This window comes from Pseudidiomarina fusca, assembly GCF_032227045.1.
Classification (GTDB): Bacteria; Pseudomonadota; Gammaproteobacteria; order Enterobacterales; family Alteromonadaceae; genus Pseudidiomarina; species Pseudidiomarina fusca.
Genome location: NZ_JANFPJ010000019.1, coordinates 1 through 21,257, shown reverse-complemented (window position 1 = coordinate 21,257; position 21,257 = coordinate 1). Strand labels below are relative to the sequence as shown.

The window sequence follows — 21,257 nt, the reverse complement described above, 5'->3', positions numbered from 1 at the left end:
CATGACGACGACTCAGCATCCAGCTACCCTTGCTTTGCATCACGGATTTTCTGCCGATCCAACCACCAAAGCGGTGGCCGTGCCCCTGTATCAAACCGCCGCTTTTGCTTTTGATGATGCACAGCACGGTGCCGATTTATTTGATTTAGCCGTACCAGGCAATATTTACACGCGTATTATGAATCCGACGACGGACGTGTTGGAGCAGCGCTTGGCTGCACTTGAAGGTGGAGTCGCTAGCTTAGCGGTGGCATCGGGAATGGCGGCCATTCACTATGCCTTAATTACGTTAGCTAAGCAGGGGGATAATATTGTTACCACCCCGCAAGTGTATGGTGGAACCTATACCTTGTTTGCGCATCAATTGCCGGCGTTGGGTATTGAAGTGCGCTTTGCAGCAAGTGATCAAGCTGCTGACGTTGCGGCGTTAGTGGATGCGAATACTAAGGCCATTTACTGTGAAAGTATCGGTAACCCTGCCGGCAATATCGCAGATATTCCAGCGTTAGCGGCGGTGGCTAATGAGCATGGCATTCCGTTAGTGGTTGATAATACGGTGGCCACACCAATCCTGTGTAAACCTATTGAGTTAGGTGCGCATATTGTGGTGCACTCACTCACCAAATACATCGGCGGTCATGGCACCACTATTGCTGGCGCTATTGTTGATGGCGGCACCTTTGATTGGTTGGCGGCAGCGCCAAAGTTTCCGCAGTTCAGTCAGCCAGAACCTGCTTATCATGGGGTGGTGTACACCGATGCGTTTGGCCCTGCTGCATTTATCGCGCGGGTACGGACCGTAGCTCTGCGTAACACAGGCGCAGCTTTGTCGCCGTTTAATGCGTTTTTGATTCTACAAGGATTAGAAACGTTAGAGCTGCGCATGCAGCGTCATTGTGACAATGCCGCAAAAGTGGTGGCGTTTTTACAACAACATCCACAGGTGGCTTGGGTCAATTATGCCGGCAGCTCAGAGCATCCGCATTACCCACTAGCGCAACGCCTCATTCAAGGTGGCTTACCAGCAAGTCTGCTGACGTTTGGCGTGGCCGGCGGGTATGCGGCAGGGGTACGTTTTTACGATAGCCTGAAATTGTTCAAGCGCTTGGTTAACATCGGCGATACTAAGTCACTTGCTTGTCATCCCGCATCAACGACCCATCGCCAGTTAAGCGTTGAAGAGCAAGCTAAAGTAGGGGTTAAACCAGAAGCGATTCGTCTGTGTGTAGGAATTGAGCATATTGATGACATTTTGGCGGATTTAGAGCAGGCTCTGGCGCAATAGCGTTGCCGTTAGCATTATTAGTGGTATTATCCAGAGCCTTACTTATTGAATAATCGATTGAATCAGGGGCTCTGGATGTTGCGTAAATTCACCGTGGCGAGTGTTGTTTTTATCTTAATGGGAACCTTGTTATCAGGGTGTTCTAGCTACGTAGAATATCAATTACTGCAACGCGCAGAGCCTATTGGTATGCCCACCACCATGCCTGAAGTGATTGCCGAAGCGGGGATGGAATCGCGGCAGTTCTGCATGCCACACTTAGGCGGCTGCACGGGCTATCTGTATGCACCGCCTAAGACTGAGACCAACAAAAGCTCATGGGACTTTACCATGGCTTTTACGGATCGAACCGTGAACTATCAGCTAGAGCTAAACCGTGAGCAAGTACCAGAAGCTCGTCGCGGTACCATGATCTTGTTGCATGGTTTTGGTGGCAGCAAAGAAACCATGTACCTGCTGGCAGACTACTATCGTTTTCTCGGCTTTCACGTAGTGATACCTGATCTGCAAGGGCATGGTGCCTCATCGCATGATGAGCCTGGGTTTGGCGTGCTAGACGCAGACATCATTGATACCCTGATTAACTCGCTGCCCGCACGAGAGCGCCCACACCCGCTGTATTTGACTGGTTTTTCTATGGGGGCAGTTGCTGCGGCGCATGTGGCGAGCCGCCGTGATGATATTAGCGGTATGCTGTTATTTGCACCTATGCGTGATTTTGCGGAAGCTGCCTGGCAAGTAAGCCAGAAAACCCATGCACGCAGCAGTAAAATAGTCACTGAAGAAGCCATCAAAGAGGGCGTTCACAGCGCGCTAGCGCATAAACAGTTGCAGCCTGAACAGTTAGATCTGCTACAGCTGTTGCCAGCGATAAAGGTACCTACCTTGATTCTGGCCAGTGAGCACGACAAGGTTGCGCCTTATTCTTATTTTGCGCCGTTGCAGTCAGAATCGATTCAGGTGACCGAAGTAGCTGAGCGCAATCATTTTGTGATGATGATGATGGACCAACCCTTACACCAGCAACTGTACCCTTGGTTGCAGCAACATTAAGTTAAGCAAGCAATTAGGACAGCGGCCAATCGGCCGCGTCGACATGATCGAGCTGCTGGTCAAACTGGTCGCCTTGCCAACGTTGGATGAACTCTTGCTGCGGGTCGTACTGGGCGGTTTGCTTGGCTAAATCGAACCAGCGATGGCCACGAGGATCCGCGCCAACTCCGGCTAGATATTGCCAATTACCCCAATTGGCAGCCACCTCATAATCCACCAGTTGTTGTTCAAAATAAGCAGCCCCATAGCGCCAGTCCAGCCCTAGCTCGTGTACGAGACAACTGGCCACTAACTGACGTCCGCGGTTGGACATGTAACCGGTTGCATTAAGCTGCTTCATGCAAGCGTTCACAATGGGAAAAGGAGTGTTGCCCTGGCACCATTTTTGAAATCTACCGGCGTAAAAACTGGTGCGCGGTGGCCGTTGGCTGATCCCGGCAAAAGCAAACAAGCGCTGCTGATAATGGCGTGCATACCAGTAAAAATACTCGCGCCAGAGCAGCTCAAATAAGATCCAATAAGTATTATCATTGGCACCTTGCTGAGCTTTATGAAGCCGCAACTGAGCTAAGATTTGACGTGGTGAGAGCGAGCCGTTGGCCAACCAAGGTGAAAATTTGGTGGAATGGTTAAACTCATCCAAGCTATTGCGAGTTTGCTTATAAGTTTGCGCATGAGCAGCGGCAAAGTAAGCTTGAAGATGTGTCAGACCAGCTTCGCAACCGCCTTCAAATAAAGGCGTATCCGCCGGTGTGGTTGGCAGCTGCAAGTCCGTATAGGGCGCTAAACTAGCAGCTAGTTTAGCCAGCTGTGCTGGTGGCGGTGGTAAGCTTGCTGGCGCCGCCAAGGGCGTAGCAATAGCATCAATGAGGCGGTTACCAGCCGCGCCTTGTTCAAGTGCCTTTCTAAATTTAGAAAAACTGCTAGGAAAGGGCTGCAGCAAAGACGCTAGCTGAGCTTGTTCAAACAGCGAGTGAGTATGCTCTTGTACATAATCCAAAAACGGATAGCGCTGGCGCACAATATCCCAATATTGCTGCTCGTAATAGCCCGCCTGCTCACTGCGGTACAGCACATCAACCCCACATTGGCTAATCAGACGGGCGATGGTTTCTAGCGGTGGACGATAACTTACCAACAGTTGCTGGCCCAGAGGTGCTAACTGTTGGTGTAGCTGTCGTAAACTCTGCTGTAAAAACTGCCAACGATGCTGGCCCATACTGCGTAAGCCATAACGATTTGGACTAAACCACTTAGGGTTAACGCAGTAGACGCATATCAGCTGGTCTGTTTCAGTTGCAGCTAGGCGCAGCAACGAATGATCTTGCACTCGTAAATCGTGCTCAAACCACATTAATCCCACTCGATGCTTTGCCATGCTTTACTTCACTCTTTAGACGAAGGTTTATGCTGGGTATTAGTCTAAAGTTTGCAGCGCTGCTTTATTAAATGCTGCCACTTCGTCAGCTCTGCCGGTGCGCATTTTGACCAACCACTGAGAGTCTTGCAGTAAAGCCCGGCCGACCGCAATCAGATCAAATTCTTGGTTGCCCATGCGTCTTACCAGCTCGTCAATACCAGACTTTTCTACCGCCGGCTTATCAGAGGCAAAGGTGCCGCTGATGAAATCTTCAGTGAGGCCGACGCTACCCACCGAAATGGTAGGCTTACCGCTCAGTTTTTGCGTCCAGCCAGCCAGGTTTAGATCGGATCCAGCGAATTCCGGCTCCCAAAAACGGCGGGTTGATGCGTGAAAAATATCCACGCCAGCTGCTACTAAAAGATCCAATAATTGTTTTAATTGCTCTGGCGACTCCGCTAATTTTGCCTCATAGGCTTGTTGCTTCCATTGCGAGAACCGAAACACAATAGCAAAATCTTCGCCAACGGCAGCCCGTACCGCTTGTACGACTTCGACGGCGAAGCGAGCGCGATTCGCTAGCGAACCACCGTATTCGTCATCACGAATGTTGGTGCCTACCCATAAAAATTGGTCAATCAAATAGCCATGCGCACCATGAATTTCAACCCCGTCAAAACCCACTGCTTTGGCATTGCGAGCGGCTTCAGCAAAGGCTTCGATGGCAGCTTTAATATCGCTTTTAGTCATAGCTACGCCGCTAGGTTTGCTTGGCGCAAATAACCCAGAAGGGCTGTAAGCCGGAGCCGCACCTTCGTGCTCAGGTTTACGAACCGCACCCACATGCCATAATTGCGGAATGATTTGGCCACCAGCCGCATGCACCGCATCTACCACTTGTTTCCAGCCTGCTAGCGCGGCATCGCCGAACAACTGCGGCACATTAGGGAAGCCACTGGCACCAGCATGATTGATTTCGACACCTTCGGTGATGATCAAGCCAATTTCGCCTGCTGCGCGACGCTGATAATAGTCTGCGATGGCTTGGTTGGGGATATTGTTCGGTGCGAAACTACGGGTCATGGGAGCCATTGCAACGCGGTTACGTAAGGTTAAGCTTTTACAACTGAAGGGTTGCAATAACGGGGATAAATCTAAAGACATGGTAACTCCTGTTAAGACAGACAACGCAGCACATCACAGTGCTGCGTCTAAATGAGCAAATACTTGTGTGAGAACTAGAAAATGTAGATAAAACCTACGCCTAGCTCAGCTTCGTAGTCGTTGCGAGTGATTGGGCTGTCTTTGATGTCACCAACATAGTGTTCGTACAGCCCTTCAACAAAGACTAACCAGTTTTCGTTGATATAAGTACGATAATTGTAGTGTAAGCCGATTGAGCGCATACCGCTACTGTAGGATGCTTGAGCTAACCCAGAAGCAGCCGCTTGTGCGGCGTTGATACCAAAATCTTGGTTGGCGCGATCGCTATCTTGGTACACGGCTACTAGCGACAACTCATTTCCGGTACCGTCTCGCTGATCACCAAAGCGAGTACCTACGCCAAAAATACCTAGGTTACCATCTTCGCTGGCAATCACACGGCCGTCTAACCAGTAACGCCAATCGGCATCAAAGGCGCGGCGTGCTTGTAGCACAAATTCAGCGCCTTCATCAGAATCGCCTAGGCCATTGAGGTAGCCTTTGTCAGAATCAGCTTCTTCACGACCTTCATCAAAACCAATGGTTGCTTCAAATAGCCAAGTGTCAGCACGTAAGCCGCGCCAACCGATGGCTTCACCCGCAAAGTAGAAAATATCATTTCCACGGCGCCATTGCACGGCCCCTGCTGGGTCCACTTCTAAACCAAATTCATCTGAGCCCTCGTATGCTGACTCGTATTCAACTCCAGCACCTAAGCCAATGGCCCAGCCATCTTGACCTTTGGTGAAATCATCTAAGGATGGCAAAGGTACTAATGCTGCTTGGCTATCTTGTGCCAGTGCAGTCGAATTGACACCTGCTAACAACGCTAAGGGCAATAAGATTGCTGAAAGCTTTTTCATGGAGCCTCTCCTAAACAGGTTTAATTGCCCATAAGTACGTATAGCTGTTGGTAGCAGATCTGTCATGCCAATAAAAAGTGAGTTAGGAGATGGCTGCAACGAAGCAAACTTGAGGCTCGGCCAATTGGTGGTAATATCCTTATCAGTCATTCTCCCTAGTCATTAGCATAATAATAAGATACCTATCATGACGCAGATCACACAATCATCACGGTTACGGGCGCTAGGCCCAGGAGTTATCTTGGCCGCCGCCGCAGTTGGGGCTTCGCATTTAGTTGCTTCAACCCAGGCGGGGGCTTTGTTTGGTTGGCAGCTGTGGTGGGTGATTTTGCTGGTTAATGTACTTAAATATCCGTTTTTCCGTTTTGCTGTGTCTTATACCTTGCAACACAACGAAAGCCTGATCAGCGGCTATTATCGGCAAGGGCCATGGTATTTATGGGCCTTTACGCTGCTTAATGTTATCGCGGCGGTGGTGAATACCGCTGGGGTGTTGTTACTTACTGCGACCTTGTTGCAGTTATTTATTCCAAGTTTATCGGTGCCGGTTTTGTGTTGGTTGATTCTAGTCAACAGTTGGCTGATTTTATTGGGTAGCCAGTACCGAGCGCTGGATCGCATCGCCAAATGGATCATGGCGATTTTGAGTCTTGCTACGCTGGTTGCGGTCATGATTGCCTTGGTGAATGCCACTCCGCCCCCTGCGGACTTTGTGGCGCCATCACCCTGGAGCCTGGCGGCGATCGCTTTTTTAGTAGCCATGATGGGTTGGATGCCGGTCCCTATTGAGCTGTCGGCGATTAATTCATTATGGCTGCGCAGCAAACAAAAACTGACTCAGGTAACCCTCAAGCACGGCTTATTTGATTTTAACCTGGGCTATTGGGTGACGGCTTTGCTGGCGCTTTTGTTCCTAGCGTTGGGAGCCTTAGTGCAATATGGCACTGCTCAACCTATTGCCATGGCCGGCAGCCAATTCGCTGCTCAGTTTGTTAGCTTGTACGGGGCAACGATTGGCAAGTGGTCGGAATACTTGGTAGGAGCTATTGCCTTCCTGTGTATGTTTGGTACCACCCTAGCGGTTCTCGATGGCTATGCCCGTACCCTGCGTGAGAGTTTTCGTATCATGGTGCCAGCCTCGCCGAGCAACAAAGAGACCACCGTTGGCGAATCACTCACCGTTTGGATTGTAGGCCAATCCATAGCTGGGATGTTGGTGATTCTTTACTTTAAAAGTGCGCTCGGCCCGATGCTAACCTTTGCCATGACGTTGGCATTTCTAACCACGCCATTTTTTGCTTGGCTCAACTTTAAGTTAGCGCAACGCAAACCTTTATCCTTGGCAATGCGACTTTATGCTTGGCTGGGGTTATTGTATTTGATTGGTTTTGCGCTGGCCTATGTGTATTACTTGGTCGCCCTGTAAAGCTCATGGTGGTCTTGAAAAACAGTCCGTTGAGCTCAGTTCGCTTGAGTTGTGTGGCCTGAACGAATAACTATAACCTGAGCTGCTTGTCATCAAGCGGCATTGGACGAACAACAAAGGTGCTTATCTATGAAAACATTATCAACGCTGGCCCTTGCCGTTAGCGTGGCTTTATCTTTCTCTGCGCAGGCGCAAACTGAGCAGGGCTGGGATGTAAGCAATCCGCAAGGTGAATTTAAAGACATCCAGATCAAGACCACCGAAGGTACTTGGATGAACGTTGATATGAGCCCTGATGGCAAGTATATCCTGTTCGATATGCTTGGTGATATTTACCGAATTCCAGCAACTGGCGGTGATGCAGAGCTATTAATAGGCGGTATTGCTTGGCATATGCAGCCGGTGTATTCGCCAGATGGCAACTACATTGCTTTTACGTCTGATGCCGATGGTGGTGACAACATTTGGGTGATGAATGCTGATGGTAGCAATCCTCGACAAGTCACCGATGAAACCTTTCGCTTGCTCAACAGCCCGGCCTGGAGCCCTGATGGGGAGTTTATTGTGGCGCGTAAGCACTTTACCGCAAGCCGCTCGCTCGGTGCCGGCGAAGTTTGGATGTACCACCGCTCTGGTGGTTCGGGCGTGATGCTAACTGAGCGCCCGAACGATCAAAAAGATCTCGGTGAACCAGCATTTTCGCCGGATGGCCGATATATTTATTTCTCCCAAGATGATACGCCCGGTAAAACTTTCCACTACAGCAAAGACTCGTTGGAAGGCATTTATAAAATTAAACGTTATGACCGTGAAACGGGCGCTATTGAAGTGATTCTGGGCGGTGCTGGTGGGGCTATTCGACCTACGCCATCGCCAGATGGTAACTACTTGGCTTACATTAAGCGCGAAGACTTTAATAGCGTGTTGTATTTGTATGACTTACGCTCAGGCGAACAGACTCGTTTGTACAGTCAGTTGGATCGGGACATGCAAGAAACTTGGGCCATTCATGGGGTTTATCCCACCATGGATTGGAGCCCAGACGGTAACAAAATAGTCTTCTGGGCGGACGGCAAAATCATGCAGCTTGATGTTGCCAGCCGTAGCACTCGAGTTGTTCCTTTTAGTGTTGAAACCACCAAGAAAGTCCAGAATGCCCTGCGCTTTGAACAAAACATCGACCAGGATCAGTTCCGGGTAAAAATGCTACGGATGGTGCAAGTGGCCCCTAATGCCAAGCAGGTTGTGTACGAAGCTTTAGGTAAACTCTATGTGCGCAACCTACCCAATGGCGAGCCGAAGCGACTCACGGATCGCGAGGGTGCGTGGGAGCTGTATCCAAGCTACTCGCGTGACGGTAGTAAACTGGTTTATGCCACTTGGGATGACCAGCAACAGGGGCAGTTGATTGTCCGTGACTTACGCTCAGGCAAGGAAGCTGTGTTACCTACGGGTACCGGTAAATTTGTCGAACCCGTGTTTAGCCCAGATGGGCAAGCTGTGGTGTATCGCAAGTTACGCGGTGGCTATATCACACCAGACACCTATGGCTTAAATCCTGGGGTGTATCATGTATCTTTGAACGACGCTCAAGCGCAGCCGCAGTTGGTGAGTAAAAATGGCAGTTCACCGCAATTTGGCGCTCGTAGCGATCGCTTGTATCTAATGGCTTATAGTGGCAGCCCAGCGCTTATCAGTGTGGACTTAACCACCAAAGAGCAACGCACGCTCTACACCGCCGAGCATGCTACTGAATTTAGAGTGTCACCTGATGGTCAGCATTTAGCCTTTGCTGAACGCTTTAAGGTTTTTGTGACGCCGTTTGTGGAGCGTGGCGCGGCGATTAAAATTGGCCCCAACGATAAACAGTTCCCGGTCGAGCAGTTATCGGTACGAGCGGGCGAGAATATTTCTTGGGCTGGTGATGGTGGGGCGCTTTACTGGTCGTTAGGGCCAGAGCTTTACCATGCCTCGGTTGCTGGCTTGTTTGGCATCGATGATGTCAGCGGGTTCGAGCAAGTCGCTAACGGTTTAGACATTAGCTTTGTTGCCGATGCTGCCATTCATGACGACACCGTCGCTTTTGTCGGTGGGCAAGTGATCACCATGGCCGGTGATAAAGTGATTGAGAATGGCACCGTTGTTGTCACTGGCAATAAAATTGTCGCGGTGGGGCCTAGTGCTGATGTGCAAGTGCCAGCGGGTGCCACTATCATAGATACAAAGGGCAAAACGGTCATGCCTGGGCTATTTGATGGACACGCACACGGGCCGCAAGGCGACAACGAGATCATTCCCGAACAAAACTGGAAAACTTATGCCACGTTGGCATTTGGGGTGACTTCAATTCATGACCCTTCTAATGATACCAGTGAGATTTTTGCGGCGAGCGAGTTACAGAAAGCGGGCTTGATTGCGGCGCCACGAACCTTCTCAACCGGGACGATTTTGTACGGAGCCAATGGCCCTGGGTACACGGCTCACGTGGACAACTTGGATGATGCTAAGTTTCATCTTGAGCGCTTGAAAAAAGTCGGGGCGTTTTCAGTAAAAAGCTACAACCAGCCCCGTCGAAATCAGCGTCAACAGATTATTCAAGCAGGCCGCGAACTAGAGATGATGGTGGTGCCAGAAGGTGGCTCCTTATTGCAGCATAACCTGAGCATGATTGCCGATGGGCATACCACCGTTGAGCATTCTATTCCGATTGCTAAAGTCTATGATGATATCAAACAGTTCTGGAGCCAAACCGAAGTGAACTATACGCCTACCTTAGGGGTGGCGTACGGTGGTATTTGGGGTGAGAACTATTGGTATGCAGAAACCGACGTTTGGCGTCATCCCAAGTTGGCTAAGTTTGTGCCGCAGCCGGCTCTGGTCAGCTCGGTGCGACGCGAAAAAGCCCCGCATAATCACTACAATCACTTTAATAACGCTGATGTAGCTAAGCAGCTACAAGATTTGGGCGTGGATGTGGTTGCTGGCGCCCATGGTCAGCGCGAAGGTCTAGCGCAACATTGGGAAATTTGGATGATGGCACAAGGCGGTATGACGCCTTTGCAGGCGTTAGCTACCGCCACCATTAATCCGGCCAAAGAGTTTGGCATGGCCAACTACCTAGGTTCGCTAGAGCAGGGCAAATTGGCGGACATCATCGTCATTGATGGCGACCCGTTACAGGATATTAGGGTGACGGATCGCGTGACTCATACCATGGTGAATGGCCGCTTGTACGATGCCGAAACCATGCATCAGTTGGTTCCTAAAGCAGCGCCGCGGAAGGCCTTCTTCTGGGAATAACCGGTAATCGAAAATAAGCAAAAAACCCCGCTTTACCTGACCGGTGTAGCGGGGTTTTTTATAGCTATCATTCTGGCTCGAGATCAGGCTCGAGATCAGGCAAGGGAGCGCCAATACATGCGCATAGAGTGGCGATGAGTTTGTGCTCTACTGCGGAGACTTTGGCATCAGCATGAATGGTTTCGTACCAACGTTGTACTAAGGTTTGCTTAGCCTGCGGTGACCAACTCTTGCAGGTATTAAGAGCCCGTTCAAGTTGCGTAAAATCGATGGCTTGCTGCTGCTCTGCTGCGGTTAAGGCAGCTACCGTAATATCAAAAGCTTGGTCATTCGCAAGGGTATGCTTGAATTTGCTAGCAGGTAATAAGTGCCGTGCGAGCAACTGATACAGACACCAATGAAATAAATCACCGCCGTTGGCAACGCGCTGGGCCAAGTGCTCTAAATCTTTCACAATATCCAGTTGGCTACTGGTTGAGGCGAGCTGCAGCGCCGGAATCGAAAGTTCAACCAAGGCTAGTTGCTGCGCAGCGCTAAGCTCAGCTAGTGGGCTGACCGAGCCAATCACGTTCGCCTCTAGCAACCCCCTAATAAGCTGTGGAGCTTGCTGCGGGCTACGAGCTTGCTCCAGTAGCAACACCGGTAGGGCTAGTTTGGCTAACTGCTCCAGCGCATTCGGGCGCTGTTGCTGCTGTCGTGCCTGTTGGGTTTGGCTAAAGTGTTGTTGTGGGCTCGGATACTTACCGTTCCAGTGGGGAGTAAGGCGTTTGATGCGTTGCGCTAGCGGTGGATGCGTTGCCATCAAAGTAAACCAAGAGCTGAGTGCTTGGCCGAAAAATAAGTGAGAGGCCTCGTCGGCGTTGCTATGGTGCACGCGACTGCCATGCTGGCGCGCGCCAATTTGCTGTAGGGCGCCGGCAAGCGCTTCGGGATTGCGGGTAAATTGCACCGCTGCAGCATCGGCTAAATATTCACGCTGGCGACTCACGGCAGCTTTAATCAACTGCCCGAAGAATACCCCAATGCTGCCAACTACCAGCAGCGCCACGCCCACTAAAGGTAGTGCATTTTTATTGTTGCGCCGCGAACTAAAGCGCGACGAACGCAGCAGCATGTAACCCAAATGGGTTAACGAAAGAATACCGGCTAGGGCGGCAATTAAGCGAATATTGAGCCGCATATCACCATTAAGGATATGGCTGAACTCGTGGGCGACCACTGCTTGCAACTGTTCGCGTGAAAAGGTTTCAACGGCACCACGAGTAAGGCCGATGGCAGCATCTTTGGTTTCGTAGCCAGCGGCAAAGGCATTAATACCGGCTTCGTTGGGGAGTAGATAGACTGCTGGTACCGGTAAGTTGGCGGCGATAGCCATTTCTTCAACCACATTGAGGACGCGTCGTTCTAGTGGGTCGCTGCTATCAGGTGCGAGTTGGATGCCGCCTAAGCTTTCAGCCACCACATGCCCGCCAGGACGAAGCTGCAGCCATTTTACTAGGCAGACCAACAAAATACCTCCAGCAACAACGGCCATAGTAATTATCAGCGGTTGCCAAAAAATCTGGGTGGGGGCGGTGTCACTGACGATCACAGCGCCAGAAAAAACCGCAACGGCGGCTGTTACTATGCCAATGATTGAGATAAAGGCGAGAAGAAATAACAGCACCAGCAGGCTGGTATTGCGCTTGGCCTGCTGTTGCTGAGCAAAGAAATTCACCATGGTAGCTTACCTAATTTATCCGCAACTAACATTAAAAGGACACTTTAGGTGCAGCTTGAATCTCGTTACTATCGGCAAATTCAAGTAAGCTGGCATCGTCACGATGACCAAAAAAGCCGGCAAAGACCACCGGTGGAAAGGATTGTTTGTAGGTGTTGTAGGACATCACGGCATCGTTGAATGCCTGCCGTGCAAAAGCAACCCGATTTTCGGTGCTGGTGAGTTCTTCAGACACTTGCATCATGTTTTGGTTAGCTTTTAAATCAGGGTAAGCCTCCATCACCACATTTAACCGGCCCAAAGCACTCCCTAGGGCGCCTTCGGCTCCACCTAATTGTTGCATGGCTTGATTGTTGGTGAGGTCTTGTTTGGCTTGTGGTAATGCAGCTAAAGCCTGGTTTCTTGCCTGAATCACGGCTTCGAGTGTATCGGCTTCGTGCTTCATGTAGGCCTTAGCTGTTTCCACTAAGTTGGGGATGAGATCGTAACGGCGTTTAAGCTGCACTTCGATCTGCGCAAAGGCATTTTTAAATTGATTACGCAAGCGCACCAAGTTGTTATAGATGCTAACCGCCCAAACGAGTAACAACACTGCAATGATAATAATAATCCAGCCAGTCATGGGTCATCTCCTGCGCCACCTAAGGTGGCAATCATAGTTTTTAGAATGAGGTACAGCATCAGGTATCGCACGTTTTAATGCAACATGCTATGCTTTGCCGTTATTCGCAAGCCATTCAATGTAAGCATTCATGACAACAAATAGCATAGCTACCGGCAATTTATTTATCTTAGCTGCTCCTAGTGGAGCCGGGAAATCTAGTTTAATTCGTGCGCTACTAGAGCGCCATAGCCACGATAGTATGCAGGTTTCTGTGTCTTGCACAACGCGAGCTCCACGCCCCGGTGAAGTAGACGGTGAACACTATCATTTTCTTTCTGAGGCTGAGTTTAAAGAAAAAATTGCTAACGATGAATTTTATGAATGGGCCCATGTGTTTGGTAATTATTACGGCACTTCACGCGTTTACATTGAACAGACGTTAGCGGAAGGCATTGATGTCTTTCTTGATATCGATTGGCAAGGAGCACGGCAAGTGCGAGAGGCGCATCCCCATGCGCAATCTATTTTTATCATCCCGCCTAGCTTAGAGATCTTAGAGCAACGCTTGCGTGGCCGCGGTCAAGATAGCGATGAAGTTATTCGTGGGCGGATGGCAAAAGCGCAAGCAGAGCTATCTCATTACCATGAATTTGACTACCTACTGGTGAATGATAAATTTGCGCAAACGTTGGCTCAATTAGAGCATATTGTGTTTGCGCAGCGCCTTAAGGTAGGATTACAGCAAGTGCGGCATGCCGCAAAACTTAAAGATCTCTTGGCGAATGGCGGGTAAATCCGTATAATTCCTGACCCGTTTTGCACATAGTTGGAGTAATCATGGCTCGCGTAACCGTAGAAGAAGCAGTTGACCGCATTGGCAACCGATTTGATTTAGTGCTAGTAGCAGCACGTCGTGCTCGTCAATTGGCGACTCAAGGTAAAGATTCATTGGTACCTTGGAAGAACAACGAAAAGGCAACCGTGATCGCGTTGCGTGAAATTGAGTCTGGTAAAATTGATGCAGGTCGCCTAGATGCTGCCGAGCGCACTGAAGCCGCGCAAATGGAAGCTGATGAATTGGCAGCCGTTGACGCAGTTCGTGGGCTTGAGTAAATCGGGTGTATTTGTTTGAAGGCCTCAGGCAACAACTGACTGAGTACTTACCACCAGAGCAGGTGGAGCGCACTGCTGCGGCTTATCGATTAGCCGCAGAAGCGCACAAACCACAAAAACGTAGTAGTGGCGAACCTTACATTACCCATCCAGTAGCTGTGGCTAGTTTATTAGCCGACATGCGCTTAGATCACGAAACCATCATGGCAGCGCTGTTGCATGATGTGATTGAAGACACGCCTTTTACCCAAGAAGATTTGGCTGAACAGTTTGGTAGCACCGTTGCCGAGCTGGTTGAAGGCGTGTCTAAACTAGATAAATTGCAGTTTAATTCAAAAGAAGAGCTGCAAACGGAAAACTATCGCAAGATGATTATGGCGATGGTGCATGATATTCGAGTGATTCTGATTAAATTAGCAGACCGCACTCATAACATGCGTACTATCGGTCATTTACGTCCTGATAAACGGCGTCGTATTGCCCGTGAAACCCTCGAAATTTATGCGCCCTTGGCGCATCGCTTAGGTATTCATGACATCAAAAATGAATTAGAGCTGCTTGGTTTTCATGCGCTGTATCCGTGGCGAGCGCGCTTGCTTGAGTCTCAGGTGAAAATGGCTCGCGGTAATCGCCGCGAGCTGGTGGAACGGGTTCAGCAAGAAATCGAAAAACGCTTACACGATGTGGGTATCAAAGCGCGAGTATTGGGCCGCGAAAAGCATTTGTACAGTATCTACCAAAAGATGCTGCACAAAGAATTGCGCTTTGAACAGGTCATGGACATTTATGCATTTCGCGTGATTGTCGATGAGGTTGATACCTGCTATCGCGTGTTAGGTGCCCTGCACAATCTCTACAAGCCCATTGAAACCCGCTTTAAAGATTACATTGCAATCCCGAAATCAAACGGCTATCAATCCTTGCACACCTCGCTGAAGGGGCCTTATGGCATTCCGGTCGAAGTCCAAATTCGTACCGAAGAAATGAACTTGATGGCAGACCGAGGTGTGGCGGCGCATTGGTTATATAAAACCGAAGATAGTAGTGGCACCACGGCACAGGTTCGAGCACGGCGCTGGATGCAGAGCTTACTTGAGTTGCAGCAAAGTACTGGGAATGCGTTTGAGTTTATCGAAAACGTTAAATCTGAGCTGTTTCCAGAAGAAATTTATGTGTTTACTCCCGAGGGGCGCATCATTGAGTTGCCACAAGGGGCAACGCCGGTAGACTTTGCTTACGCAGTGCACACGGATATAGGTAACACTTGTATTGGTGCCAAAGTGAATCACAAAGTGCACTCGCTTTCTAAGCCATTAGAAACGGGGCAAACTGTTGAAATCAAAACAGCACCAGGCTCACGCCCTAATATTGCTTGGTTGAACTTTGTGGTCACTGGCAAGGCGCGGGCCAAAATCCGTCAGTATTTGAAAGGGCAAGAGTTCCGTGAAGCGGAAAATCTTGGCGAACGTCTGTTACGTGCCGCCTTAGGCCCAGTCAACTTTGATGAAATAAGTGACGCTGAATTTACCCGTGTGCTACGCGAAGTGAAGTTAGAGTCTAAAGAGCAACTGCTGCGCGAAATCGGTTTAGGCAATATGATGTCGATTGCGATTGCCAAGCGTCTATTGGGTGAATTAGCACAGCTGAAAGATGATGGTAGCGCCAGCCCTGTTCGTAGTACGCTAGCTATTCGCGGTGCCGAAGGCTTGTTGATGAGCTTTGCGAAGTGTTGTCGGCCGATACCAGGTGATGAGATTATTGCTCACGTCAGCCCAGGTAAAGGCTTGGTAGTACATCGGCGGGAATGTAAAAACGTGCGCGGCTTTGAAGATGAACCAGGGCGCTACTTCCCCGTGCAGTGGGAGGCCAACCCGGACGGTGAATTTATTACTGAAGTGCGGGTAGAAGTGATTAATCATCAAGGGGTTTTAGCTAAGCTAACGACAGCTATTGCTGCTGCTGGTTGTAATATTCATGGTCTGAAAACCGAAGAGCTCGATGCTAATATTTACTATATTGATGTGGCTCTTACCGTACGAGATCGAACTCAACTAGCCAACGTGCTGCGACATATCCGAAAGATGCCCGATGTGCAACGCGTGTGGCGACTGCGCAAATAACCCCCTTAGTTATCTGTCCTTACCCCAATTAACAGAACTTACTTTTAGGAACAACTATGTCGAAAGTTATTATCAGTACCGATAATGCTCCAGCCGCAATTGGTACCTACTCACAAGCAGTAAAAATTGGCACCACTGTGTATTTGTCGGGCCAGATCCCACTAGTGCCGAGCAGCATGACGGTGATTAGCGAAGATTTTCGTGAGCAAGCGGTGCAAGTGTTCAAAAACCTTGCTGCAGTTTGTGAAGCTGCCGGTGGTGAACTGCAGGATATGGTGAAAGTACAAATTTATTTAACCGATTTAAGTCATTTTGCTGTGGTGAATGAAGTGATGGCTGAGTTCTTCCAAGCGCCGTACCCCGCTCGCGCAGCGATTGGAGTACGGGCATTGCCCAAAAATGTACAGATTGAAATTGATGGTGTGATGGAACTGCCTAGTACTAACTAGGCAGTTGCTGTGCTACTGGCGCGGCTCTCTAAGGGTTTGCGCCAGATAATCATCGCCAAGGATACCCCTCCTAAAATAAAGCAGTAGCCGGTATGCAAGCTCACTTCTAACGGCGACAAACCAAAACTAGCCCCCATCAATAAGGCTTGTGCGCCGTAGGGCAAAGCACCTTGTACTACACAGGCAAAAATATCCAGTAAGCTCGCGCTTTGTCGTGGTGCTAGATCGCCTTCTTCAGCTAGACGTTTACTCACTTCGCCACTTAATAAAATGGTGACTGTATTATTAGCCACAGCAAAGTTTGTTAGCGCGGTTAAGCCTGCCACGCCAAAGGCCGCCCGTTGTTGTTTGTGCTTGAACAAACGTTTGGTAACTGTGCCTACGGCATCCGCAAGAAATTGTAGGCCACCTTGCTGGCGGATCAGCGCACTCAAGCCGCCAATAAGAAGTGACAGCAAGAAGATTTCTTGCATGCTGGTAAAGCCTTGGTAGATGTCCTTGCTAAAGGCAACCCATTGATAGTCAACCGTGGCCATGCCGAACGCAGCAGCTAAAATGATACCCAGGGTCAGCACAGCAAACACATTTAAGCCGAGCACGGCAAGCACAATAATAAAAAAGTACGGCAAGGCCAGCCAGAGATTAGCCTCTGGTATTTTCGGAGGGACTGCACCGGTATCGTAGGTGAAAAGCCAAATCAGCGTAATGGCAGCAGCTGGCAAAGCAATTTTTAGATTAGCTTTGAACTTGTCGCTCATGGCGCAGCCTTGGGTACGTGTAGCTGCGATAGTCGTGTCTGAAATAAATGACAAGTTATCCCCGAACATGGATCCGCTTACCAAGACTCCAGCTAATAACGCTAAGTCGATATCAGCAGCCTGACCGAGGCCCAGAGCCACTGGAGCTAGCGCAGCTAGGGTGCCCATCGAGGTACCCATAGCGGTAGACACCACAGCGGCAATAATAAATAGGCCTGGCAGCAAAAACTGTGGTGGAATCACGTTTAAACCCAAGGCCACCATGGCATCGACGCCACCGGTCGCCGCTGCTACCGTAGAAAATGCTCCGGCTAATAAATAAATCATGCACATGGTGACGATATTGCGCTCGCCGACACCCGCCACGAAAGTATTGATACGTTCTTCAAAGGCTTGCTTGCTGAGTAGTACTGCTAAAATAATAGCGGGCAGAATAGCAACGGGACTATTAAGCTGATAAAAGGCATAGTCGACCCCAGTCACTTGAAAGTAGACACCTACACCTAAAAACAGCGAAAGAAAGAGCAGTAAGGGTAAAAGTGCTTTGGCACTAGCGGGTTGATTCATCGTTTTTCCTGCGCAGTGTTATTGTTGTTTTAGACGTCCAGAAGTTTATATGTCTTATGTTGACGTTGCAAGCTTTGCCTATTCGTCATACCTTTAATTGATGTTGTACACAGAACCACAAAGGAAGTCTATGAGCCCTGATGATCTACATTTACAGTTACGTAATCTAAAAGATGAGGATTACCCTCAGTTAAAACCGTTAATGGACAAGGTGTATCCAGACATTGGCGGGGCTTGGGGTGAGGCTACCATTCGGAAATTAATCAAAGAATTTCCTGAAGGTCAGATCTGTTTAGAAGATGGCGGCCAACTGGTGGGCGTAGCGTTAACGGTACGGGTTAAATACGCTCGTTTTAGTAACCCCCATACCTACGATGATTTAATGGATGCGCGTGAGAATATTCTCAATGATCGTAAAGGTGATGCGCTGTATGGCCTGGATGTACTGATTCATCCTGATTATCGTGGCTATCGTTTAGGTCGGCGTTTGTACGATGCGCGTAAAGAACTTTGCCGCCAGCTTAATCTGAAGGCCATTTTAGCGGGTGGTCGCATTGTTAACTTTCACAAATATGCTGATGAGCTGAGCCCTGGGCAATATATTGAAGGGGTGCATCGGCGCGAAATTTATGACCCGATTTTAACCTTTCAGTTAGCTAACGATTTCACCGTAAAACGTTTGTTAGGTAAGTACCTCCCCGAGGATAAGCGTTCGGCTGGTTTTGCCACGCTCCTTGAATGGAATAACTTTTTGTACGAGCCATCGGACAATATTCTAGGTAGCCGCATCCGCAATGTCCGCGTTGGGGCGGTGCAGTGGCAAATGCGCTCAGTGGAGTCGGTGGAAGAAATGCTGCGCCAAGTTGAATACTTTGTCGATGCCATGTCGAGCTATCAAAGTGATTTTGCGGTGTTCCCAGAATTTTTTAATGCACCGCTGATGGGGCTGACAGATCAGAGCCAGCAGAAAGATGCGATCCGGTTTTTAGCTAGCTTTACCGAACGCTTTAAACGTGAAATGTCACAGATGGCGGTCAGTTACAACGTCAATATCATTACTGGCTCGATGCCACTCGATGAAGATGACGTGATTTATAACGTGTCTTATTTGTGTCGCCGCGACGGTACCGTTGAAGAACAACGAAAAATACATGTCACCCCGCATGAAAAGCGTGACTGGGTCATTGAAGGCGGCGATGTGGTTAAAGTGTTTGATACCGATGCCGGCCGTGTGGGCATTTTAATTTGCTACGACGTGGAGTTTCCTGAATTGGGTCGACTGATGGCGGCCGAAGGTTTAGAAGTGTTGTTTGTGCCGTTTTGGACAGATACCCGCAATGCCTATCTGCGTGTGCGTCACTGCGCCCAAGCCCGCGCGGTTGAAAACGAGTGTTATGTGGTGACCTGTGGCAGCGTGGGTAACTTACCGCAAGTAGAAAGTCTGGATGTGCAGTACGCCCAGTCTGCGGTGTTTTCGCCGTCAGACTTTGCCTTTCCGTACGATGCTATTTTAGCGGAAACCACGCCAAACACTGAGCAACTTATTTTTTCGGATCTAAACTTAGACGAATTACGTTATTTACATCATGAAGGCTCGGTCACGAACCTGAAAGATCGTCGTACCGATATCTACGAAGTTACCCGTAAGTGGTAACTCTATAAAAATAAAAGACAGAACAACAAGGACAACCTATGTCAGTAAAACTACTAAAGCCGGCTGATGAAGCCTATCAGTATCCGTTACTGATAAAGCAGTTATTACTCTCAAGCGAGCGCTACGGTGCTAATAACGAGATCGTTGGCGGTAATAATGGCAAGCGTTACAGTTATGCTGAGTTTAATCAGCGCGTGCAACGCCTCGCTAATATGCTGACCGAGCAAGGAGTGAAGCAAGGTGATGTGGTGGCGGTGTTGGATTGGGATACACCGCGCTATCTTGAGTGCTTTTTCGCTATTCCCATGCTTGGCGCTGTGTTGCATACGGTGAACGTGCGCTTAGCCCCCGAGCAAATTGTCTACACCATGAATCATGCCGAGGATAAAGTGGTGTTGGCGCACGATGACTTCTTGCCGTTGTTAGCGAAAGTAAAACATGAGCTGGTAACCGTCGAAAAATACATCCAGCTAAGTGATAGCGATACTCCAGCGGAGCCTGCGCTGGCCACCGTGGGTGATTACGAGAGCTTATTGGCAGCGGCGTTGCCGGAATATGATTTCCCTGATTTTGACGAAAACGCTATTGCCACAACCTTTTACACCACCGGCACCACCGGCAACCCGAAAGGGGTGTACTTTTCGCATCGACAATTGGTGCTGCACACACTCACCTTAGCAGCCACTACAAGCATGAATGACAATATGCAGTTGATGCAGGCTGGTAGTGTGTATATGCCAATCACTCCAATGTTTCACGTGCATGCTTGGGGCGTACCTTATGTCGCCACCATGATGGGGCTCAAGCAAGTGTATCCTGGTCGTTACGAGCCAGCGACTTTGCTGCAGTTGTTTGTACGAGAAAAAGTGACGTTCTCGCACTGTGTGCCGACCATTTTACAGATGGTACTGAGTAGTGAAAAAGCTCAAGCGATTGATTTTAGTGGCTGGCAGGTGTTAATTGGAGGCAGTGCGCTAACGGCAGGCTTAGCCGATGCCGCCCTCGCACGCGGCATTCAGGTCTATACCGGCTACGGTATGTCCGAAACCTGTCCACTGTTGAGTACCACCTGGTTGCCGCTTGAGGCCTCGGACTTTGATCAGCAGCGCCAAGTACAAGAACGGATTAAAACTGGGCGCCCAGTACCACTGGTGAATATGCGTATTATTGATAATAACGGTCGTTTTTTACCTCATGATGGTGAAGCTATGGGTGAGGTTGTGGTGCGCACACCATGGCTCACTCAGGGCTATCTAAACGAGCCAGAAAAAAGTGCTGAGCTGTGGGCTAATGGCTGGATGCATACAGGCGATGTCGGCACCATTGATAGTAACTACACCCTGCAAATTCGTGACCGCATAAAAGATGTGATTAAAACGGGCGGTGAATGGATTTCCTCGTTAGATCTGGAAAACCTCATCAGTCAGCATCCTGACATTGAACTGACAGCTGTGGTTGGACTCCCTGATGCAGAGTGGGGTGAGCGCCCTCATGCTATGCTTACAGTGAAAGCTGATGCTGCCGTTGATCGCGAGCAAGTTGCTGATCATTTACAGCAGTTTATTGAGGCTGGCTTGATTGAAAAATGGGCGATTCCTGATTCGGTCACCGTGGTTGCGGAGATTCCTCGCACCAGCGTTGGTAAAATCGATAAAAAACTGATTCGCAAGCAGCTGCAAGCAGCAAACTAGCGGGCATCTTTTAGTTGTAGCTACCCACAAAAAAGGCCCGTAATGGGTAATGCCAGTCAGTTAAGAGCTGACTGGCATTTTTTTCTCGCAT

General features: G+C 49.4%; 16 protein-coding genes. 10 read left to right on the top strand and 6 right to left on the bottom strand.

Features of this window, described 5'->3' with window-relative positions; translation table 11 throughout:
* Nucleotide 1 precedes the first annotated feature (1 nt).
* Together NOG12_RS09875 and NOG12_RS09870 are read left to right on the top strand one after the other, a co-directional pair.
* On the top strand, nt 2–1,285 hold the full coding sequence (locus NOG12_RS09875) for an O-acetylhomoserine aminocarboxypropyltransferase/cysteine synthase family protein (RefSeq protein ID WP_313933151.1): 1,284 nt from the start codon (nt 2–4) through the stop codon (nt 1,283–1,285).
* A 75-nt stretch (nt 1,286–1,360) separates the two neighbouring features.
* Nucleotides 1,361–2,338 carry an alpha/beta fold hydrolase gene (locus tag NOG12_RS09870; RefSeq protein WP_313933150.1) on the top strand — a complete coding sequence of 326 codons (978 nt, stop codon included), beginning with the start codon at nt 1,361–1,363 and terminating at the stop codon, nt 2,336–2,338.
* Nucleotides 2,339–2,351: 13 nt separating this feature from the next.
* Here NOG12_RS09870 and NOG12_RS09865 read toward each other — a convergent pair whose 3' ends face one another.
* The 3 genes from NOG12_RS09865 to NOG12_RS09855 form a co-directional block, all read right to left on the bottom strand.
* Nucleotides 2,352–3,716 carry a DASH family cryptochrome gene (locus tag NOG12_RS09865; RefSeq protein ID WP_313933149.1) on the bottom strand — a complete coding sequence of 455 codons (1,365 nt, stop codon included), beginning with the start codon at nt 3,714–3,716 and terminating at the stop codon, nt 2,352–2,354.
* A 39-nt stretch (nt 3,717–3,755) separates the two neighbouring features.
* On the bottom strand, nt 3,756–4,862 hold the full coding sequence (locus NOG12_RS09860; protein WP_313933148.1) for an NADH:flavin oxidoreductase: 1,107 nt from the start codon (nt 4,860–4,862) through the stop codon (nt 3,756–3,758).
* 74 nt (nt 4,863–4,936) lie between these two features.
* On the bottom strand, nt 4,937–5,764 hold the full coding sequence (locus NOG12_RS09855) for a MipA/OmpV family protein (RefSeq protein WP_153826914.1): 828 nt from the start codon (nt 5,762–5,764) through the stop codon (nt 4,937–4,939).
* A 187-nt stretch (nt 5,765–5,951) separates the two neighbouring features.
* Between NOG12_RS09855 and NOG12_RS09850 the strand changes: the two genes are divergently transcribed.
* Both NOG12_RS09850 and NOG12_RS09845 read left to right on the top strand, forming a co-directional pair.
* Complete coding sequence (locus NOG12_RS09850) at nt 5,952–7,190, top strand: NRAMP family divalent metal transporter (protein WP_153826913.1); 1,239 nt, start codon at nt 5,952–5,954, stop codon at nt 7,188–7,190.
* A gap of 129 nt (nt 7,191–7,319) precedes the next feature.
* Nucleotides 7,320–10,490, top strand: a complete 3,171-nt coding sequence (locus tag NOG12_RS09845) for an amidohydrolase family protein (protein ID WP_153826912.1) — start codon at nt 7,320–7,322, stop codon at nt 10,488–10,490.
* A 67-nt stretch (nt 10,491–10,557) separates the two neighbouring features.
* On the opposite strand, the gene NOG12_RS09840 is transcribed toward NOG12_RS09845, so the two are convergent.
* Both NOG12_RS09840 and NOG12_RS09835 read right to left on the bottom strand, forming a co-directional pair.
* Nucleotides 10,558–12,210, bottom strand: a complete 1,653-nt coding sequence (locus NOG12_RS09840) for a M48 family metallopeptidase (RefSeq protein WP_313933147.1) — start codon at nt 12,208–12,210, stop codon at nt 10,558–10,560.
* 31 nt (nt 12,211–12,241) lie between these two features.
* Nucleotides 12,242–12,832: a LemA family protein gene (locus tag NOG12_RS09835; RefSeq protein WP_110075536.1), complete on the bottom strand. Its 591-nt coding sequence runs from the start codon at nt 12,830–12,832 to the stop codon at nt 12,242–12,244.
* A 130-nt stretch (nt 12,833–12,962) separates the two neighbouring features.
* Here NOG12_RS09835 and gmk point away from each other — a divergent pair, with 130 nt between their 5' ends.
* From gmk to NOG12_RS09815, 4 genes are read left to right on the top strand one after another with little or no spacing between them, the layout of a single operon-like run.
* Complete coding sequence (gene gmk / locus NOG12_RS09830) at nt 12,963–13,607, top strand: guanylate kinase (RefSeq protein WP_110075535.1); 645 nt, start codon at nt 12,963–12,965, stop codon at nt 13,605–13,607.
* 44 nt (nt 13,608–13,651) lie between these two features.
* Nucleotides 13,652–13,927 (top strand): DNA-directed RNA polymerase subunit omega, encoded by a 276-nt coding sequence (rpoZ, locus tag NOG12_RS09825; RefSeq protein WP_110075534.1) that lies wholly within the window; start codon nt 13,652–13,654, stop codon nt 13,925–13,927.
* A 5-nt stretch (nt 13,928–13,932) separates the two neighbouring features.
* A complete protein-coding gene (gene spoT, locus NOG12_RS09820; RefSeq protein ID WP_313933146.1) occupies nt 13,933–16,047 on the top strand; it encodes a bifunctional GTP diphosphokinase/guanosine-3',5'-bis pyrophosphate 3'-pyrophosphohydrolase in 2,115 nt (704 codons plus the stop codon).
* A gap of 56 nt (nt 16,048–16,103) precedes the next feature.
* The gene (locus tag NOG12_RS09815; RefSeq protein WP_153826910.1) at nt 16,104–16,496 is read left to right on the top strand and encodes a RidA family protein; all 393 of its coding nucleotides are present in this window, start codon (nt 16,104–16,106) and stop codon (nt 16,494–16,496) included.
* Here the strand turns inward: NOG12_RS09815 and NOG12_RS09810 are convergent.
* On the bottom strand, nt 16,493–17,821 hold the full coding sequence (locus NOG12_RS09810; protein WP_313933145.1) for a Na+/H+ antiporter NhaC family protein: 1,329 nt from the start codon (nt 17,819–17,821) through the stop codon (nt 16,493–16,495). The genes NOG12_RS09815 and NOG12_RS09810 overlap by 4 nt on opposite strands.
* Before the next feature lie 130 nt (nt 17,822–17,951).
* On the opposite strand from NOG12_RS09810, the gene NOG12_RS09805 reads away from it, so the two are divergent.
* Together NOG12_RS09805 and NOG12_RS09800 are read left to right on the top strand one after the other, a co-directional pair.
* Nucleotides 17,952–19,475, top strand: a complete 1,524-nt coding sequence (locus NOG12_RS09805; RefSeq protein ID WP_110075530.1) for a bifunctional GNAT family N-acetyltransferase/carbon-nitrogen hydrolase family protein — start codon at nt 17,952–17,954, stop codon at nt 19,473–19,475.
* Nucleotides 19,476–19,513: 38 nt separating this feature from the next.
* On the top strand, nt 19,514–21,166 hold the full coding sequence (locus tag NOG12_RS09800; protein ID WP_313933144.1) for a fatty acid--CoA ligase: 1,653 nt from the start codon (nt 19,514–19,516) through the stop codon (nt 21,164–21,166).
* The last annotated feature ends 91 nt before the right edge of the window (nt 21,167–21,257 follow it).

Bases quoted from the DNA above. Each gene is read 5' to 3' on its own strand.
- NOG12_RS09840 (WP_313933147.1), bottom strand. From the start codon at position 12,210: ATGGTGAATTTCTTTGCTCAGCAACAGCAGGCCAAGCGCAATACCAGC.
- NOG12_RS09860 (WP_313933148.1), bottom strand. From the start codon at position 4,862: ATGTCTTTAGATTTATCCCCGTTATTGCAACCCTTCAGTTGTAAAAGC.
- NOG12_RS09810 (WP_313933145.1), bottom strand. From the start codon at position 17,821: ATGAATCAACCCGCTAGTGCCAAAGCACTTTTACCCTTACTGCTCTTT.
- gmk (WP_110075535.1), top strand. From the start codon at position 12,963: ATGACAACAAATAGCATAGCTACCGGCAATTTATTTATCTTAGCTGCT.
- rpoZ (WP_110075534.1), top strand. From the start codon at position 13,652: ATGGCTCGCGTAACCGTAGAAGAAGCAGTTGACCGCATTGGCAACCGA.
- NOG12_RS09800 (WP_313933144.1), top strand. From the start codon at position 19,514: ATGTCAGTAAAACTACTAAAGCCGGCTGATGAAGCCTATCAGTATCCG.
- NOG12_RS09855 (WP_153826914.1), bottom strand. From the start codon at position 5,764: ATGAAAAAGCTTTCAGCAATCTTATTGCCCTTAGCGTTGTTAGCAGGT.
- NOG12_RS09815 (WP_153826910.1), top strand. From the start codon at position 16,104: ATGTCGAAAGTTATTATCAGTACCGATAATGCTCCAGCCGCAATTGGT.
- NOG12_RS09845 (WP_153826912.1), top strand. From the start codon at position 7,320: ATGAAAACATTATCAACGCTGGCCCTTGCCGTTAGCGTGGCTTTATCT.
- NOG12_RS09805 (WP_110075530.1), top strand. From the start codon at position 17,952: ATGAGCCCTGATGATCTACATTTACAGTTACGTAATCTAAAAGATGAG.
- NOG12_RS09850 (WP_153826913.1), top strand. From the start codon at position 5,952: ATGACGCAGATCACACAATCATCACGGTTACGGGCGCTAGGCCCAGGA.
- NOG12_RS09865 (WP_313933149.1), bottom strand. From the start codon at position 3,716: ATGGCAAAGCATCGAGTGGGATTAATGTGGTTTGAGCACGATTTACGA.
- NOG12_RS09835 (WP_110075536.1), bottom strand. From the start codon at position 12,832: ATGACTGGCTGGATTATTATTATCATTGCAGTGTTGTTACTCGTTTGG.
- NOG12_RS09870 (WP_313933150.1), top strand. From the start codon at position 1,361: ATGTTGCGTAAATTCACCGTGGCGAGTGTTGTTTTTATCTTAATGGGA.
- NOG12_RS09875 (WP_313933151.1), top strand. From the start codon at position 2: ATGACGACGACTCAGCATCCAGCTACCCTTGCTTTGCATCACGGATTT.